Here is a 15,196-nt window from a genome sequence, read left to right as displayed (position 1 = left end):
TCGACGACCCCCGTCTCCCGCTCACTGCGCCAGCGGCAGCGAGTAGTTTTTCTCGCGCTCCCGGACTGCCTCCCAGGTTCGTTCACACTCACACTCGACCTGCGAGAAGACGCTCGGGTCCTGCCGGAGGTTGAAATCCTTGATCGCCGTCTGGACGTGGTCGTCACACTCCCCGCAGTTGTGCGGCCCGCGGTCGCTGCCGTGGCCGACGGGATCCGAGACGACGGTGACGTCTTCCTCGACCGTCTCCCGGAGGACTTCGACGACACTCCAGAGCCACGGCGGGCGGTAGCCGCCGTCGAAATAGAGCTGTTCGACCATGGTGTAGCGCTGGACGTTCGTCGGGTTCATCGAGACGGTGTGGCAGCCCTCGACGGCCCCACACCGCTTGACAGAAGAGATCATGTCGTCGATGGCCTCGCTCTCGCTGAGGAAGGGCGGCTTCATGAGGAGATAGGCCTTCACGCCGGCGTCGGCGGCGACGGCCTCCGCGCAGGCGTCCTCGAAGTCGGCGAAGTCGAAGTACTTGTTGACGCAGTCGTGACGGACCCGATCTGTCGCCGTCTCTAAACCGATTGCGACATCGGTTTCGAGCCCTTGCTCGCGAAAGTCAGCGATCTTCTCGCGGTCGACGAAATCGGGCAGGGACTCGACGACGATCCGATCGCGGTCGCCGAAGCGCTCGGCGATGGCCCCCCGCGTCTCGGCGGGGACCTCGCGCTCGTCGAGGAAGCTCCCCGACGTGTAGATCTTGACCTGCCGACAGGTGCCGTCGTGGGTCTCGCGTTCCTGTTCGAGCGCGGCGTCGATCTGGGCGAGGAGGTCCGCGTGGGCGACCGTGCCGCCGTCGACGCTCTCGGCGACGTAGCCACACATCGTGCAGCCGCCGGCCCGTGCCCACCGACACCCGCCGGTGTTGAGGACGATCGTCAGCGAATCGAGTACGCCGTCGGGCGTGTTGTCCCGGTCGATCCAGACCCGGGTGGGCTCGTCGGGTTCGTAGGAGGCGTCGTTGCGGGCTCGGATCTCCCGCATCACCTGGTTGTGGGCGTCCATGCCCCGTCCCTGCTCGTAGACGTCCGGACTCGGCTGGCTCATTGGAAACGGATAGCCGGTCAACCCCTAAAGCCCCTGCGGGACGACCGGAACCTACGTTTCGCGCTCTTCTTTCGCCCACTCCCGACCTGCCTGTTCGACCCGCTCGCGCTGCGCCGCGGAGACGCCCGACTCGCGTGCCGCCTCCAGTTGGGATTCGATGAGCGAATTGAGTTGCGGGCCCCAGACGTCCGGCGGGTTCTCCTGGATGTAGGCCACCCACCGCTCGATCTCAGCGATGCGCTGCTCGCGGTTGCGCTCGTGTTTCTCGGCCAGTGGCTCACTCGAGTCGGTCATATGCGTCCTCGACGCCGAGCGCGTCTACCCATCGTTCGAGTTCGCGCTCACTAAGACTTTCTCCGAACATCCCGTGGAGGTGGATCGCGTCCTCGAAATCCTTCTGTGATCCGAGATACAGTTTGTACGCGATCTGGAGTTCGAGCGGCCCGATAGGGAGTTCGTGTCCGCCGATGGAGGCCGTGATGGCGTTTTCGATCGACGCCCGATCGAACCGGTCGGTGGCGTACGAGAGTTCGATGTTCGGGACGACTTCGCCCTCGGGAGCGACGCGAACGTTCCCGCCGCTCGAGAGCATCGTGGACAGTTCCGACAGCGGCGTCGTCGATCCCCAGAACCCCGCGTCTTCGAGCGCGGCGACGAGATTCCGTGACTGAACACGATCGAGCGGTTCGAGAATCAGATCGATGTCCTCGGTACTCCGGGCCCGACCGGCGAGGATCGCGACGTACCCGGCGACCAGCGCGTGATCGATGTCGAGATCGGCAAGGATAGCGGAGACGTCGATCGCCAGTCGATCGAGCGTCGTCGGCTCCCGATCGACGGACAAGACGTCGCCACGGAGTTCGATACCGCTCATTGGTGAGTAAGTCCCACCCGTAGCTACAAAAAACCGCTCCTGTCACCGACAGTTCCTGATCAGACAGCGATCGACGTTCGATCGATAACCGGCGATACCTCCTCACGACCGCCGAAACCCGAGCGCCGACAGCGCGGCTCGACCGTACGCCCATACGGCGACCACCGCGACGGCTCCCACAGCGTCCGCAAGGATGTCCCCGACGGCAAAGGTGCGGTAGGGAATCAACAGCTGAACGAGTTCGAGCAGGGTTCCGTAGGCCACGACGATGACCGGCACGACGAGCGGGGAGACCGTCGGACCGTCGGGGGTGTCCAGCAGTGCGTACAAAAGCGTCAGACTGAGGAAGGCGTACCCGAAGGCGTGGAGCCAGATCGCCCGGGTGAAGATGCCAAACGGCCCGTATCGGGCGATCCCCGGCGAGGGTTCGACGACTGCCGCGACGAAGAGGATCGCCGCGACGACGAGGCCGACTAGCCACCGCAGCGGCCGGTCGCCTCGCCGGCCCCTCTCGCTCATTTTTCTTCGACGTGGCGAACCTCGCTGGCGATGCCCCGCGAACTGGCGACCATCTCCGGGCCGCTCATGTTCGCGCGGCCGATCGCGAAGGCGGAGGGCCCCTCGAAGATCACCTCGTCGCCGACGCGGATCGACTCGTCGGCGTCGACGATCCCCGGCGCGAGGACGCTCCCGTGGGGCACGAAGTCGTCGATCTCGACGCGCTTGGTGGGGAGGTCAGCGTCGACCCACTGTCGAGCGCCGGCGAGCGTCAGCGCGAGGACGCCGTACTCGGGCACCATCGCGGCGAGTTGCTCGCCCTCGCCGTCTCGAACCCGGAGCTTGGGATACCGACTCTCGACGGTGAACTCGCCGAAGAGTTCGTCGCCAGCGCCCGCGCCGAACTGGTAGTCGGCGATGGCGCGGATCACGTTGTGCTGGCGCTCGCGCTTGCGGTACTTGGGTTCGCCGGCGAGCGCCTCCGAAAGGTTCGCCAGTGATTCGTCAGTCGTGGGGTGATCGGCGACGGTGTATTCGAACTCGACATCGAGGCGATCCTCGACGCGCTCGGTGATCGCCTGATAGTCCGCCGGGACGTGAGCGATGACACGCGGGTAGTCGTTGGCCGCGAGGTAGGCTTCGAGGATGTCCGCGACGAATTCGATTTCAGTTTCGGACCACCGGCCGGTCACGACGGTGTCGTAGTGCTGGGCCGGGTAGGTGAGTTCGAGTTCCTGGGGGACGACGCCGATCGGCGAGGTCATCGAGGCGACGTGGCCGCGGTAGTTGATCGCCTCGCGGAACTGGCCGTGGCTCTGGGACTCGCTGTAGGGTTTGGTCGCCGAGCACGGGACCAGAACGAGGGGCGCGTCGAACCGGTTGCGATAGCGGTCGGTGACGCGCTCGGCGAAGCGCTGGATCTCGACCCGCCGGAGGGTGTCGTCGGTCGACGCCGTGATCTCGGCCTTCCGGAGCAGCGGCGTGCGCTGTTCGAGGTAGGCGTACTCGTCGTCGAGCCGCCGGACGGTCGCGGTCAGCCACTGCTCGTGGCGGGCCTGGCCCTCGATGTAGTCCCGAAGTCGTCCATCGCGAATCCGGTTGCGAACGGTCCTGATCTCGGCTTCCAGGACGTTCTCGTTGTGCTCGACGCAGTCCTCCCGGTCGAACTCGTCGACGTCCTGCTGGCACGCCGGGCACGAACACGGGAGTTCCTCGAGGTCGTCGAGTCGGTACTCGCCGTCGCGGGTGAGATACCAGCCCTGGGTCCCGCGGACGACGGCCCGATCAGTGTCGAAGAGGTCGACGCCCGCATACGCGAGGGTGGCGACGTTGCCGGGCGTGGCAACCCCCGGGAGATAGAGTCCGGCGTCCGGCGGGATCGACTCGCGAGTTTCGACGATGGCCTCGACGAACGCCTCGCTGTGACCGACCAGTCCCGGCCCGCCGGAGAGGACGTACGCGTCAGTGCCGTGATCGGCGGCCGTCTCGGGGGAGACGACGGCGGCACTGGGATACTCGACGTCCGGGACGGCGGGGTCGAAGGCCGTCTGGACCTCCCCGGGCGTCCCGGCCGGGAACCCGCGATACGGGAGGACGGTCAGCGTCTCCTCGTCGCCCTCGGGAACCTGGCGATCCGTCGTCCAGAGGCTGCCGGCGTCGGCAAGCACGTCGTCGACCAGCGCCGGCGTGGTGATCGACGCGGCGAGTCGGAGGTCGCCGATCCTGGCGGCCCCGTCCCGGTCGATCACTTCGAAGTACTCGGTCATGGAACTCATTCGGAGACGCGCTCACAACTATCTTTCCAGTCCTGGACGAGGGGGCCTGGCTGTTCGCCCGCGGACGACGTCGGTTGATCTCGCGGTCAGGCGTCGCTTGCCGCCGCCGGAATCGTCCCCCACTCGCCGCGGTGATAGGTGAGCGGTTCGGCCTCTGGGTTCAGGACGTCGGCCGCCTCGACGCGCCCGACGTAGACCGTGTGATCGCCCGCCTCGAAGCTGTCGTACAGCGAGCAATCGACGTACGCGAGGTCGTCGCCGAAGACGGGCGCACCCGTGGCCGGCGCGTCGGTCGCCTCGGCGAGCGGGTCGCCGTCGTCGGTCATGCCCGCGAAGAACTCGCCGACCTCGCGCTGGTCACGGGCGAGGATGTTGACGGCGAACCCGTCGTCGTCTCCGTCGGCGAGTCGCCGGTGGGCGTCGGTGTCGTGGTCGAGCGAGATCAACACGAGCGGCGGGTCTATCGACAGGCTGGCGAAGGCGCTGACGGTGATGCCGTGTGGCGGGTCACCCGGCAGCGTCACGACGGTCACACCAGTCGCGAACTGGCCGAGGACGGACCGAAACTGCTCGGCGTCGACCATCGTCACCGATCACTCCGTGCTCGGGCCCAGGTCGTCGACGTGCTCCGTCCAATCAGTAGCTGTCTCATGCCCCATCGTATGGTTCGACCGGTATGTCCCCTTGCTGTCCCCGGAGACAGTTGCTGGTAGGGACGCCGTTTCCAAGTGTCAGACACCCCCGGGATCGCCAGTCACTCCCCCGACGCCGGAGATCTGTCGACGCTGTCGGCGAGGATATCGAGCGCGCTCGCGGGCCAGCCGTCGTCAACCAGCGTGATGTCGGCGTCGCTGGTCTCGGCCAGCCGGGTAATTCCGCGAGCCGCCGCCCGGTAGGCCCGGTCGTCGAGGCGCTCGGGGAGTTCGGCCGTGAGTGGATAGGTCTGATCGAGCCCGCGCGGGACCGGACCGAACGGGGGCTCGACCGCCCAGACCGCCGCGTCGGCCCCCGCGTGGGCGTCTGGATCGCTCGCGAGCAGGAGTTCCGCGGGTGGCGACACCCGGGCCAATCGTTCGTGGTGGCGCCGAACCTCCGGTCGGTCGGCGCTCTCCCCCGAGAGATAAAAGAAGGCGTCCTTCGAGGCGGGATCCGTCGCTTCGAGCTGGTCGACGTGTTCGAGCAGGGCTCGATAGCCGTCGAGCATCGTCGGGTGCGCGCGGGCACGCGTCTCGACGAGTTCGAGGAGATTCCCCTGTCGGATCGCCCCCTTGATGCGTCGCATCTCGCCGAAGGAGACGTGGAGGTTGTGCTCGGCCAGTAGCTTGGTGCGCTCGTCGTCGTCCATCTCCCGAAGTTCCGCGGGCGTGTGTGCCGAACAGACGGGACACTCACACGGGAAGTATTCCATCTCGTCGAGGTGCTCGGTCCCGCGAACCGTGAGATACCGGCCGTCGCGGGCGTACAGCGCGTAGGCCGCCGAATCGAAGAGATCACACCCGGCCGCGACCGCGAGGGCGAACATCATGGGGTGGCCCGCGCCGAAGAGGTGGACCGGGGCGTCCTCGCCCAGGCCACGTTTCGCCCCGGCGACGGCGTCGATCATCTCCCCGTAGCGGTAGTCGTTCATGAGTGGCACCATCGCGCCGATCGGGAAGACGTCGAGTCCGGTCGCGTAGGCGTCGCGGGCGGCCTGCTCGCGGAGGTCGGGGTAGGTCGCTCCCTGGATCGGTGCGTTGACGAGCATCTCGCCAGCGTCGAAGTCGGCGGCCGCGTCGAGGCGATGCTGGGTCGTCTCCATCTCGCGTTCGACCTGCTCGCGGTCGGCATCGGGCGGCGTCGGGATGTCTACTGGCGTCCCGACATCCGAGCCGATCTCGCGCTGGAACTCCAGGATCTCCGTGTTCGTGACGTCGATTTCGCCGTACTCGGCGAGCTGGAAGGATCCCGAGTCGGTCATGATCGCGCCAGAAAAGTCCAGCAGTTCGTGCAGGCCGTCTTCGAGAGCGGGCTCTCGAACCTCGTCACTCCCGTAGATGACGTAGCTGTTCGTGATCAGCATCTCGGCTCCGAACTCCTCGAGGCGTCCGGGTTCGATCGTCTCGTGGTGGGGGTTGACGACCGGCAAGAGGGCCGGCGTCTCGACGGTGACGTCCGCCCGCGGGACGGTCAACTCCCCGAGTCGTCCCCCGGCGTCGTAGGCCTGGAGTTCGAAGTGATCGCGCATAGCCGTCCTGGGTGATCGGCGGGCCTAAGAATTCCGCTTGCGGCCGGCCCAGGCCGCCGAGTGCGCTCTAACGGCGGCTCACTGGTGCACTGCTGGCTCGGAAGCTCTGGTCGCCGGTTTATATCCTAGACCGCCCAACTACGGGATATGCGTTCGAAAATGAAACTCATCGCCGGTGTCGCCGCGCTCGCAACCGTTGCCTTCGCCGCCGTCAAACTGCGCGGCGGCGACTCGACTCCCGAGGAACCCGGCCCGGAGTAAGGGCAAGAGAGCGTTCGCCCCCCGGTCCGTGCCTGGCCCGATCCCCGAGCGTCAGTGAAGCGTGCCCTCCCGGACGTGGTCGTCGTAAGCGAACAGCGCGTACCCGACCTCCGCGGGTGAATGGCCCGTCTCCCCGGCGATCTCCCGAATGGGAGCGATCATCGCGACGTACTCAGCGGCGTCGAAGTCCTCCTTGCGCCCGTCGAGATAGTCCAGTCGCTCCAGGGCGGCCCAAACGCGGGTGTCCACTACGGCGTGGCGCTCGGGATCCAGCGCCGTCAAAACCGCCGAGGCGACGGGGGCTTTGAATCCCGAGAGGCCGGAGAGCAATTGCACCTGCGAGAAGTCCCCGTCGACGCGGCGGACGTTCCGGGTCACTTCGATACACCGCCCTTCGGAGTTGGACTCGACGTGATATGCGCTCCGGGTCGCGGTCTCGTAGGCCAGTTCGTACAGCTGGTCGCGCGTCAAGTGGCCCTGCCGGCGGTACCGCTCGCCGAATTCGTCCAGCCGCTCGGGCAGGACCCCCTGGGTGTCTCCGTACCGGTCGAGGTTCTCGGCGACAAATTGGTCCATACGGGGCCGTGAACGGCGAGGGTAAAATCGAGACTGGTTTCGATCGCGGCTGGCCACGCCGGAACGACTGCCGGCGCGTCAGCTCCCGCCGTGGCCCGACGCCCGGTGCTCGCTGATCAGCGTGTCGACCATCTCCGCGGTCCGGGCCTTCTCGCGCTCGCTTGCGTACTCGCGCCACTCCTCGATAGCGGCCTCGACTTCGCGCTCGCGGGCGACGGCGAGTTCGTCGACCTCCTGGACGGTGACGTTCTCGGCCGGCGCGACCGGGACGTCCTCCTCGAAGAGCACCTCGTCTGCGACATCCGAGAGCCCGCCGGTCCGGAGGACGAGTTTCGGGTCGAGCTCTGCCAACCGCTCGGCTGTCGAGCGGCCCGCGCCCGTCGCGTCCCGAAAGAGGATGATGTCACCCTCGGCGAGGCCGAAGCGGTCGTCGGCGTCCTCGATCGCCGCGGTCGTGAACTTCTCGACGACCTTCACGGGCACCAGTCCCTCCTTTGTCTCCTCGACGTCGGCGAAGTTCGAGTGATCGAGTTTCCAGAGCGCTTTCAGGCGTTCGAGTTTGCCCTCCAGGTCCTCGACTCGCTCACGCTCGCTCTGGAGTTCGCGTTCGAGCCGGTCGTTCTCCCGCTCAAGGCGGGTGACTTCCCGCCGTTTTCGCGTCTCCGCTCGCTGCTCGCTGCGTGCTTCCTCGAGTTTCTCCTCGTACTCGGTAATCGTCTCGTCTTTCGCCTCGATCGTCTCGTCGAGGTCTTCGACGTGGGACTCGAGTCGGTCGACGCGGTCCTGCAGGCGCTTGATCTGTTTCTCCTCGGCGGTGAGTTCGCGTGGCGTGTGTTCGGTGGTTTCGGTGGGTTCGCCCTCGTCGTCCGCGAGGTCGTCCAGGACGCTCTCGACGCTTTCCTCGCCGGCGACGACGCGAGCCAGCACGGGGCCGACTTCCTCGCGCGGCGGGACTTTCGCGGCGACGCGTTCGAACTGATCGGCGTGATCGTCGAAGGCTTCGAGTGCGGCCGCCAGCGCGTCGCGCTCGTGGTCGTTGTCGTATGGCTGCTTGCGCGTCCGGTGGAGTTTCTCGTCGACAGGGAGGTCGCTTTCGGGAGTCCAGCCGGCGGCGTCGAAACTCCGCCGGAGCTTCTCGACGGTCTCGGGCATCGGCGTGACGTCCGCGGCGACGACGATCGGTCGCCCGCGTTCGACGATCCATTCGATGACTGCGGCGGTGTCGGCGGTCCGGGTGGAGTGGACGTCGAGCACCTCGCCGTCGAGGCCCACGACGGCGATCGCGGTGGTCGTCCCGGGATCGACGCCGACGACGACGTGATCGCGCCGGTGGGCCAGGGGCTCGAACTCGATCCCCTCTAAGCGCTCGCGCTCGATCTCGATTCTGGTATCGCCCGACCGTTCCCGGGAGACGGGGATGGCCTCGGGCGGGGCTTCGACCTCGAAAACTGCGTTCGAGAAGCCGCCGTACTTCTCGGTCACCTCCCGATCGTAGTCGAGATTTGCGTCCTCGAGTTCGCGCTCGACCTCGCGGGCGCGCTTCTTCACGGAGCCGTGGATCCGCCGGGTGAATCGGTCCTCGCTCCAGCCGCCACCGCCGCCGGTCGAGCGCCCGCGGGCGACCTTCACCTGGGTCGTGTCGCTGAACGCCGACACCTCGTAGCCGACGTTGCCGGCCGCGAGTCGGGCCGCAGCCTCGGCCTCTTTCATCGGGTCCTTGCCGTAGGGGACGCCGTGACGGGAAGCGACCCGCGAGAGCGGTTCGGGCTGTTCGTCGCCGGTAACCTGGACGAGTCGGGTTCCGTCGGGTAACTCCCGGAGGAAGTGGACGAGGGCGTCCTTGTCCGCGGCGAGTTCGTACATATTGTCCGTGGCGACGATCGCCGGCGCTTCGTCGTCGATGAGTCGCCGGAGTTTCCGGCGGCTCACCACGTCTCGCTCGATGCGCTCGCCGTCGAAGATGACCAGCGCGTAGGAGGGCGCATCCCCCCGCACGTCCCCGCTCTGGACGTCCACGCCGAAGATCACGTCGTCCAGGGCAGCCGTCCGTTGCACGTGGACACCTAGGTGTCTCAGCAGTATAAACCCATGACGCCGGATGGGATGGTTTCAGTCACCCACGCCGACGCAGTCGGGACCTACTCAACGCGCTCGGCCGCCTCACGGAGCGTCGTCACGTCGATCCCGCGCTCGCGGGCGGCCTCGACGGTCCAGGTCACGCGCTCCTCGGGGACCGACGCCCAGTCGCTGTGGCCGGCGAGGATGCCAACGCCGCCCTGCTCGGCGAGGGTATCGAGGTACGATTCGATCTCCGGGCGGGTCAGGTGGTCCGTCTGGAGGTAGTACCGCCGCCAGTTCGTCGGGAGCGTCCCCGGCGGGTTCGGCAGCGACCGGACGGCCGCGTTCGCGATAGTATCGTATTCCTCGCTCGCGACCGCCCAGGCTCGGGGATCGGTGGCGTCGTAGGGAAAGACGAACCCCGTCGGATCGAAGCCAAGCTCGTCGAATTCCTCGCGGACGCCGACGATCTCGTCCTCGATCGTGTCCATCGCCGGGCGGACGACCGCCTCGCCGGCGGCGTACTCCGCCGACAGCGCGGTCTCGAATGCCATGATCGGTTCGTCGTCGGTGCCTGCCTTTTCGGCGAGTGTCACCGTCTCGCTCTCCTCACCGTCGGTGATCTCGTAGTCGTCGCCGACGTAGACGCCGTGATCGTCCTCGGGGAAGACGTGATCGTCCAGGGTAACTCGCCGGTCGCCAGCCGAAACGTCTGCGGTCACGCGGTGGGTTCCCAGATACCGGTGGCGACGGCCGTGCGAGAGGATTTCGTGACCGTCCTCGGCGAGCGTCCGGAGTTCCTCGGGCGTGACGTGGTCATCGCCGCCGAGCCACCCGGGGACGATCGCGAGCGTCATCGGAGCGTCGAGTTCGGCGAGGGCGGGACGGAGCATGTCGAAGTCGCTGCGATACCCGTCGTCGAAGACGAGCGCGAGGCGAGCGTCGGTCATTGCTCGCCCTCCAGCGGCGCGACGAATTCGAGCGTGTAGCCGTCGGGGTCCTCGACGAACGCGGCGTAGGCGTCGGCCGCCTCGACGGCGTGGGGATCGGCGACGACGGAGCCCCCGGCTTCGACGGCGGCTTCGACCGCAGCGTCGACGGCGTCCCGATCATCGACACTCAGTGCGACGTGGTCGGTATCGGCCCGCGAGGGTGCGATCGGCGTCGTCCGGTCGGGGTCGTGGCGCAACTGGAGTTCGCCGCCCTCGCCACGGACGTAGACGTTCTCGACGCCCTCGTCGGTGAACGACCACGCCCGCTCGAAGCCCAGCGCCCCGTAGAATTCGAGGGATCGGTCGAGGTCGGTCACCCAGATCGCGACGTGTGACAGTTCCATGTCTCGCCATTCCAGCCGGTGACAAATGACAGTTACTGTCGGACCGATCTGTCGGAATCACTCGCCGTCTGCGATCGGCAACTCGACGGTGACGACTGTCCCGCGGGGCTTCCGGTCGTCGATCGAAACAGACCCGTCGTAGCGCTCGAGGAGCATCCCGACGATATACAGCCCGAGGCCCGACTCGCCGGACGGATCCGGGTCAGTATCGACGCCGCGGAGCCGTTCGCGCTCCGCGGGTGGGATGCCTGGCCCGTCGTCTGCGATGGAGACCGTGACCGACTCGTTGTCGCGTTCGACCCTCACTTCGACCGAGGGGTAGTCCCGGTCGTTGTGTTCGACGGCGTTCGACAGGAGGTTGTGAAAGAGCGTCGAAAGGAGTTCGTCGGCGTATATTTCGACGTCCGGGACCTCGCCGTCGACAGAAACCGACGCCTCCCGGTAGACTTCGCGCGTGTTCTGAACTTGGGTATCCAGCACGCGCTGGAGGGATATCCGGCGCTTCGTCGAATACTCACTCTCGCCGAGCGACGTGACGAACGCCCGGACCTGCTCGGTCAACTGGATCGCCTCTTCGGTCGTCCGCTGGACGCGGGCAAGGTACTCCGCACCGCCCTCGTCGACGTGAGTCTCGAGGTGTCCACTCATCCCGCTGATGATCTGGAGGTCGTTGCCGATGTCGTGGCGGACGATCCGGTTGAGCAGCACGAGTTTCTGGCGTTCGTCCGCGAGGCGTTCGTGTTCGCGTTCGAGTTCGCGTCGTCGGCGCTGGCTTCTGACGTCGTAACGACCGACGAGAAGGCCACCGACGCCACCGATCGACGCGATTGCGCTGAGGACGATCGCCACGTCAGCGACACTGACGCCGGCCCCGATCTGATAGGCGACGAGACCCAGCGCCGTGAACGCACCGAAGGCCGTCCCTAGAAACCACCAGATCGTGACCGCGGCAGCCAGCGATCCGTCGAAGTCACTCCGTGCGAGCCAGTAGCCACCGGCCAGGACGGCCCCGCCGAACAGTACCGGAGCGAAGACACCCACCACCGGCCCGGAGACACCGGCTGGCATGGCGAACAGGCGAGCGAACGGAACGAGGCCGGCTGCGAGTCCTGTCGCTGCTATGACGCCGGCACAGACGAGGCGGACACCCCACGGCGAGACGGTCGAAAGCGCCCCGGCGAGGGCAGCGTCGGCCCGCTGTTTTGCCATTGACGAATGCAATGGATACGTCGGCGTAACTGTTCCGTGATCCGTGAGACCGTGTGACGGCCCTGCTGGCTCGTCTCACCCGTCGTCCGGATACGGCACGTCGACTGCCTGGCCGTCGCTTGCGACGAAGGCGGCGTCGCCGAACGCCTCGCGAGCTTCCCGCTGGAGGCGGTCGCCCTGCCCGGCGTATCGCGTCGAAATGTGCGTCAGCGCGAGGCGCTTGACGTCAGCTTCGGCCGCCAGGGAGCCCGCCTCCCGGGCAGTCGAGTGACCGGTCCGCTGGGCGCGCTCGGCCCGGTCGTCGCCGAAGGTCGCGTCGTGGATCAACAGGTCGGCGTCTTCGCTGGCCTCGAGGACGGCCCCGACTGGCCGGGTGTCGCCGGTGTAGACGACCGTTCGCCCTGGTCGGGGCGGTCCGACCACCTCCTCGGGCTGGATGGTTCGGCCGTCGTGTTCGACCGCTTCCCCCGCGTGGAGTTTCGAGTACTTCGGGCCGGGTGAGATGCCGAGTTCGTGCTCGGCTTTCTCGCGGTCGAAGCGACCCTTCCGGTCGTCCTCGACCAGCGCGTAGCCGATCGACTGCGTCCGGTGTTCGGTTTCGACCGCCCGCACCTCGTAGCCCTCGGCGTCGAGCACCACATCGCCGGGGCCGTTCTGCGTGATCCGCAGCGGATAGGACGGCCGATCGCCGGTGGCCGAGATGAGGTCCTCTAATCGTGACCGGGTCCCGTGTGGCGCGTGAATCGCCAGCGGGTCCTCGCGGTCGTTGAAGTCCATCGTCTGCAGCAAGCCGGGAATCCCCAGCACGTGATCGCCGTGCATGTGCGAGACGAAAATGTGAGCGACGTCGAAGCCCGTCCCGAAGTGCATCATCTGGCGCTGGGTTCCCTCGCCGCAATCGAAGAGCAGTCGCTCGCCTTCCCGTCGAACCATGACCGCAGAGGGGTTGCGTTCGGTCGTCGGCACCGCGCCGCTCGTCCCGAGAAACGTCACGCGCATCGTCTTCCGGTCGCCGGGCGAGGGATAAACCCCCTTCGGAACGACCCGGGCGGCGTCGCCCTGCAGGACCACCGCCTGGACTGATCTAGAAGTGAATCAGCGGCTTGATCATCCCGTCTTCTTTGGTCTCCATCATCTCGAAGGCCTCCTGAATATCGTCGAACTCGAACTCGTGGGTGGTCATCTTCGTCGGGTCGACCTCGGCGAAGTCGACGACATCGGTCGCGCCGTTTTTTGACTTGCGTCACCCGATCTCTCTTCTACGGTGGACCGACTCGGAAATCAATTTCTGTACTCACTTCATCGGTCGTGAACGTGAATGGTTGATACTGAGGAACAGGAACTATTGGTCGTACATCCTGCCAATACACGAAGGTGAACTGTGACGATGTCCGAAGTGTTTCAGTATCAATATTATCGTGATCGCTGTAACACTTGACGTCGAGACTAACTCCAGTGGCGTCTTCTGCTGATTCAGGATCGGTTGGATACCCGCTAGTCAATGGGATATCCCAATAGCTGTGGTGTGGTTCTGTGTGAGATTGGTCGTACGTGAGGTCTGAGCCAGCCGAGTAATCGGTCCCTAGGCTTGCGGACAATCCAATTCCGGGTAGGACATTAGCACTCACTCCGACATCGAATCCAGCAGAGATATTCGCATCCGAATGGTCTTCACTTGGGTAGGGATTTGCGAAATCAACTCTGTCGGTACCATCCGTGTTTCCAGCAGTAGTTATATGATATTCTACACTTTGCGGATCTGTCCATCGGTAGAGGGATGATTCCGGAACTGGACTTTCTGGAACATCGGTGAAATATCCCTGCATGTTCCACCGATTTTGTTTGTTCTCGCGGACTTCATCGTACGCCTGCTCTTGCAACTCATCATGGTGGGCGTGTGTGAGGAATTCATATTTCCATGTGGTCTCAAATGGCCCTCGAGTATCGTACAATCGGTCCATTGTGAGCGTTCCATCGATGTCATCTGAGTCGAGTCCACCAACGACCGGATCAGACATCGTTCTTTCCTCCTTGACGTTGGTGACCACGAGCGATCCCAGTGGCCGTAGGTATTCTGGGGAATTTCGTTTCCTGGCTCATGATACTCGTTTTCTTCGCTTTGAGTGGTTTCTGGAGAGCCTGTTTCGTTTTAGCATCTACTTGTTCAGATGGGAGAAGAGTGAATCCCAATTTTCCGAACCGAGGCGTCGGATGTGTAATGTACCCGGTTATAGCTTCGCCGTCTGATACTGAGAGAATATTCACAAGATAGGGCTGAGTTATCTCTTTGGATCCTGGGCGGAAAACGTCCTGCTGTCGGTTGGTTTTGGGCCCTTTTCGACTATGATGTGGTGATTGTGATTTGATCTTGTTGCGTTTCCCGCCTTTTTCCTTACCGCGTGTTACCTCCTGTTGGCCAATCGGAATTGGTTTTCCGTTTATTTTTAGCTTACCCTGTAGAGATCCATTCCCTTTCTTTCTCGAGAGTTTCGCATCAACGGACCCATACTTCCGGCGTGATTTCGTATCGTAAGCCACACCAATATATTTTCGACCAGTTTTGGCGACAGCCTTTCCGACAACAGGGCTTATCATGCCGACCCCAACCGTGGACAACAACTGCCGTCTTGTTGGATTGTATTGTGTCTCCATCTGCAATTCTAGTTGATAATACATACCAACTTAACTCTTTTCAATATCATTTAGATTGGTGAGTATGGAGTGCCAGTATTACCAAAACTCAATTCTGTATCGTTTATCCACATATATGACTATCTTACGTCAATTTAAAAAGTAACGTTTATATAATTATAATAAATATGTAGTACTATGAGAAGACGGACCCTCCTTGCGGGGCTTTCGACCGCAGCCGTCGCGGTGACGGCCGGCTGTGCGTCATTGTCGTCCTGCGAAAACGAGACTCGGATCAGGCTCGTTCGCGATCCCCCACCGCCGACGTATCGAGATGCATACGAACCGATCGTCTACGAGGAATTGCCGGCAGATGAACGAGCGTTTCTTGACGAATCGTTCGTCGACGGACCGCTGGCGGAGAACGAACTCCACGTCGTCTGCACCACCGATTCCGCGGCGGCCCGATCGTTCACCGATCGCGTTCAAGAGAACCTCCGGGAGGCCGACCATGGTGGTGCACCGATGGGCGGTGCACCCCACGTCTACGTTTCGCGTAACGAAACCTGGTACGACATATTTTTGTTCGTCAATGGCACTCAAATCTCCTTCTAATACTGTTTCTCAGAAGATGGATTGATAGTCTTTGCTGTTTC

The 15,196-nt window shown here is 64.4% G+C and carries 16 protein-coding genes and 1 pseudogene; 1 reads left to right on the top strand and 16 read right to left on the bottom strand.

Translation table 11 applies throughout. From position 1 onward, the window contains the following. Positions 1-21 precede the first annotated feature (21 nt). From HTIA_RS10250 to HTIA_RS16385, 16 genes and pseudogenes are all read right to left on the bottom strand, one after another. Entirely contained in the window at positions 22-1,098 is a 1,077-nt protein-coding gene (locus tag HTIA_RS10250) for an archaeosine biosynthesis radical SAM protein RaSEA (protein WP_008523989.1), read from the bottom strand. 51 nt (positions 1,099-1,149) lie between these two features. After that, the gene (locus HTIA_RS10245) at positions 1,150-1,392 is read right to left on the bottom strand and encodes a hypothetical protein (protein ID WP_008523991.1); all 243 of its coding nucleotides are present in this window, start codon (positions 1,390-1,392) and stop codon (positions 1,150-1,152) included. Continuing rightward, complete coding sequence (locus HTIA_RS10240; protein ID WP_008523993.1) at positions 1,376-1,972, bottom strand: hypothetical protein; 597 nt, start codon at positions 1,970-1,972, stop codon at positions 1,376-1,378. The genes HTIA_RS10245 and HTIA_RS10240 overlap by 17 nt, the downstream gene beginning before the upstream one ends. 102 nt (positions 1,973-2,074) lie before the next feature. Then, entirely contained in the window at positions 2,075-2,491 is a 417-nt protein-coding gene (locus HTIA_RS10235; protein ID WP_008523996.1) for a VanZ family protein, read from the bottom strand. Continuing rightward, positions 2,488-4,236, bottom strand: coding sequence for an archaeosine synthase subunit alpha (arcS, locus tag HTIA_RS10230; RefSeq protein ID WP_008523997.1), 1,749 nt, complete (start codon positions 4,234-4,236; stop codon positions 2,488-2,490). Before arcS ends, HTIA_RS10235 begins: the two co-directional genes overlap by 4 nt. 95 nt (positions 4,237-4,331) lie before the next feature. Next, a complete protein-coding gene (locus HTIA_RS10225; protein ID WP_008523999.1) occupies positions 4,332-4,829 on the bottom strand; it encodes a flavin reductase family protein in 498 nt (165 codons plus the stop codon). Positions 4,830-4,999: 170 nt separating this feature from the next. Further along, complete coding sequence (gene tgtA / locus HTIA_RS10220) at positions 5,000-6,469, bottom strand: tRNA guanosine(15) transglycosylase TgtA (RefSeq protein WP_008524001.1); 1,470 nt, start codon at positions 6,467-6,469, stop codon at positions 5,000-5,002. 312 nt (positions 6,470-6,781) lie between these two features. Next, the gene (locus HTIA_RS10215) at positions 6,782-7,306 is read right to left on the bottom strand and encodes a hypothetical protein (protein WP_008524005.1); all 525 of its coding nucleotides are present in this window, start codon (positions 7,304-7,306) and stop codon (positions 6,782-6,784) included. A 78-nt stretch (positions 7,307-7,384) separates the two neighbouring features. Continuing rightward, complete coding sequence (locus HTIA_RS10210) at positions 7,385-9,361, bottom strand: DUF460 domain-containing protein (RefSeq protein ID WP_020936321.1); 1,977 nt, start codon at positions 9,359-9,361, stop codon at positions 7,385-7,387. Positions 9,362-9,444: 83 nt separating this feature from the next. Beyond that, complete coding sequence (locus HTIA_RS10205; protein WP_008524008.1) at positions 9,445-10,314, bottom strand: polysaccharide deacetylase family protein; 870 nt, start codon at positions 10,312-10,314, stop codon at positions 9,445-9,447. After that, a complete protein-coding gene (locus tag HTIA_RS10200) occupies positions 10,311-10,700 on the bottom strand; it encodes a VOC family protein (RefSeq protein WP_008524010.1) in 390 nt (129 codons plus the stop codon). Before HTIA_RS10200 ends, HTIA_RS10205 begins: the two co-directional genes overlap by 4 nt. Positions 10,701-10,757: 57 nt before the next feature. After that, positions 10,758-11,909, bottom strand: a complete 1,152-nt coding sequence (locus HTIA_RS10195) for a sensor histidine kinase (protein ID WP_008524012.1) — start codon at positions 11,907-11,909, stop codon at positions 10,758-10,760. A 75-nt stretch (positions 11,910-11,984) separates the two neighbouring features. After that, positions 11,985-12,908, bottom strand: coding sequence for a ribonuclease Z (rnz, locus tag HTIA_RS10190; protein ID WP_044951111.1), 924 nt, complete (start codon positions 12,906-12,908; stop codon positions 11,985-11,987). 85 nt (positions 12,909-12,993) lie between these two features. Continuing rightward, positions 12,994-13,107 (bottom strand): annotated as a pseudogene (locus HTIA_RS17455) (NAD(P)-dependent alcohol dehydrogenase); the annotation flags it as partial. A 61-nt stretch (positions 13,108-13,168) separates the two neighbouring features. Continuing rightward, positions 13,169-13,927 (bottom strand): hypothetical protein, encoded by a 759-nt coding sequence (locus HTIA_RS16390; RefSeq protein ID WP_021029373.1) that lies wholly within the window; start codon positions 13,925-13,927, stop codon positions 13,169-13,171. Further along, the gene (locus tag HTIA_RS16385; protein WP_148290951.1) at positions 13,920-14,561 is read right to left on the bottom strand and encodes a hypothetical protein; all 642 of its coding nucleotides are present in this window, start codon (positions 14,559-14,561) and stop codon (positions 13,920-13,922) included. Before HTIA_RS16385 ends, HTIA_RS16390 begins: the two co-directional genes overlap by 8 nt. Before the next feature lie 177 nt (positions 14,562-14,738). Here HTIA_RS16385 and HTIA_RS10185 point away from each other — a divergent pair, with 177 nt between their 5' ends. Next, complete coding sequence (locus HTIA_RS10185) at positions 14,739-15,155, top strand: hypothetical protein (protein ID WP_021029371.1); 417 nt, start codon at positions 14,739-14,741, stop codon at positions 15,153-15,155. Positions 15,156-15,196: the final 41 nt, after the last annotated feature.

The sequence above is a fragment of the Halorhabdus tiamatea SARL4B genome, assembly GCF_000470655.1.
Classification (GTDB): Archaea; Halobacteriota; Halobacteria; order Halobacteriales; family Haloarculaceae; genus Halorhabdus; species Halorhabdus tiamatea.
Note: the sequence above shows the minus strand (reverse complement) of the source record. Positions and strands in the feature narration are given on the sequence as shown.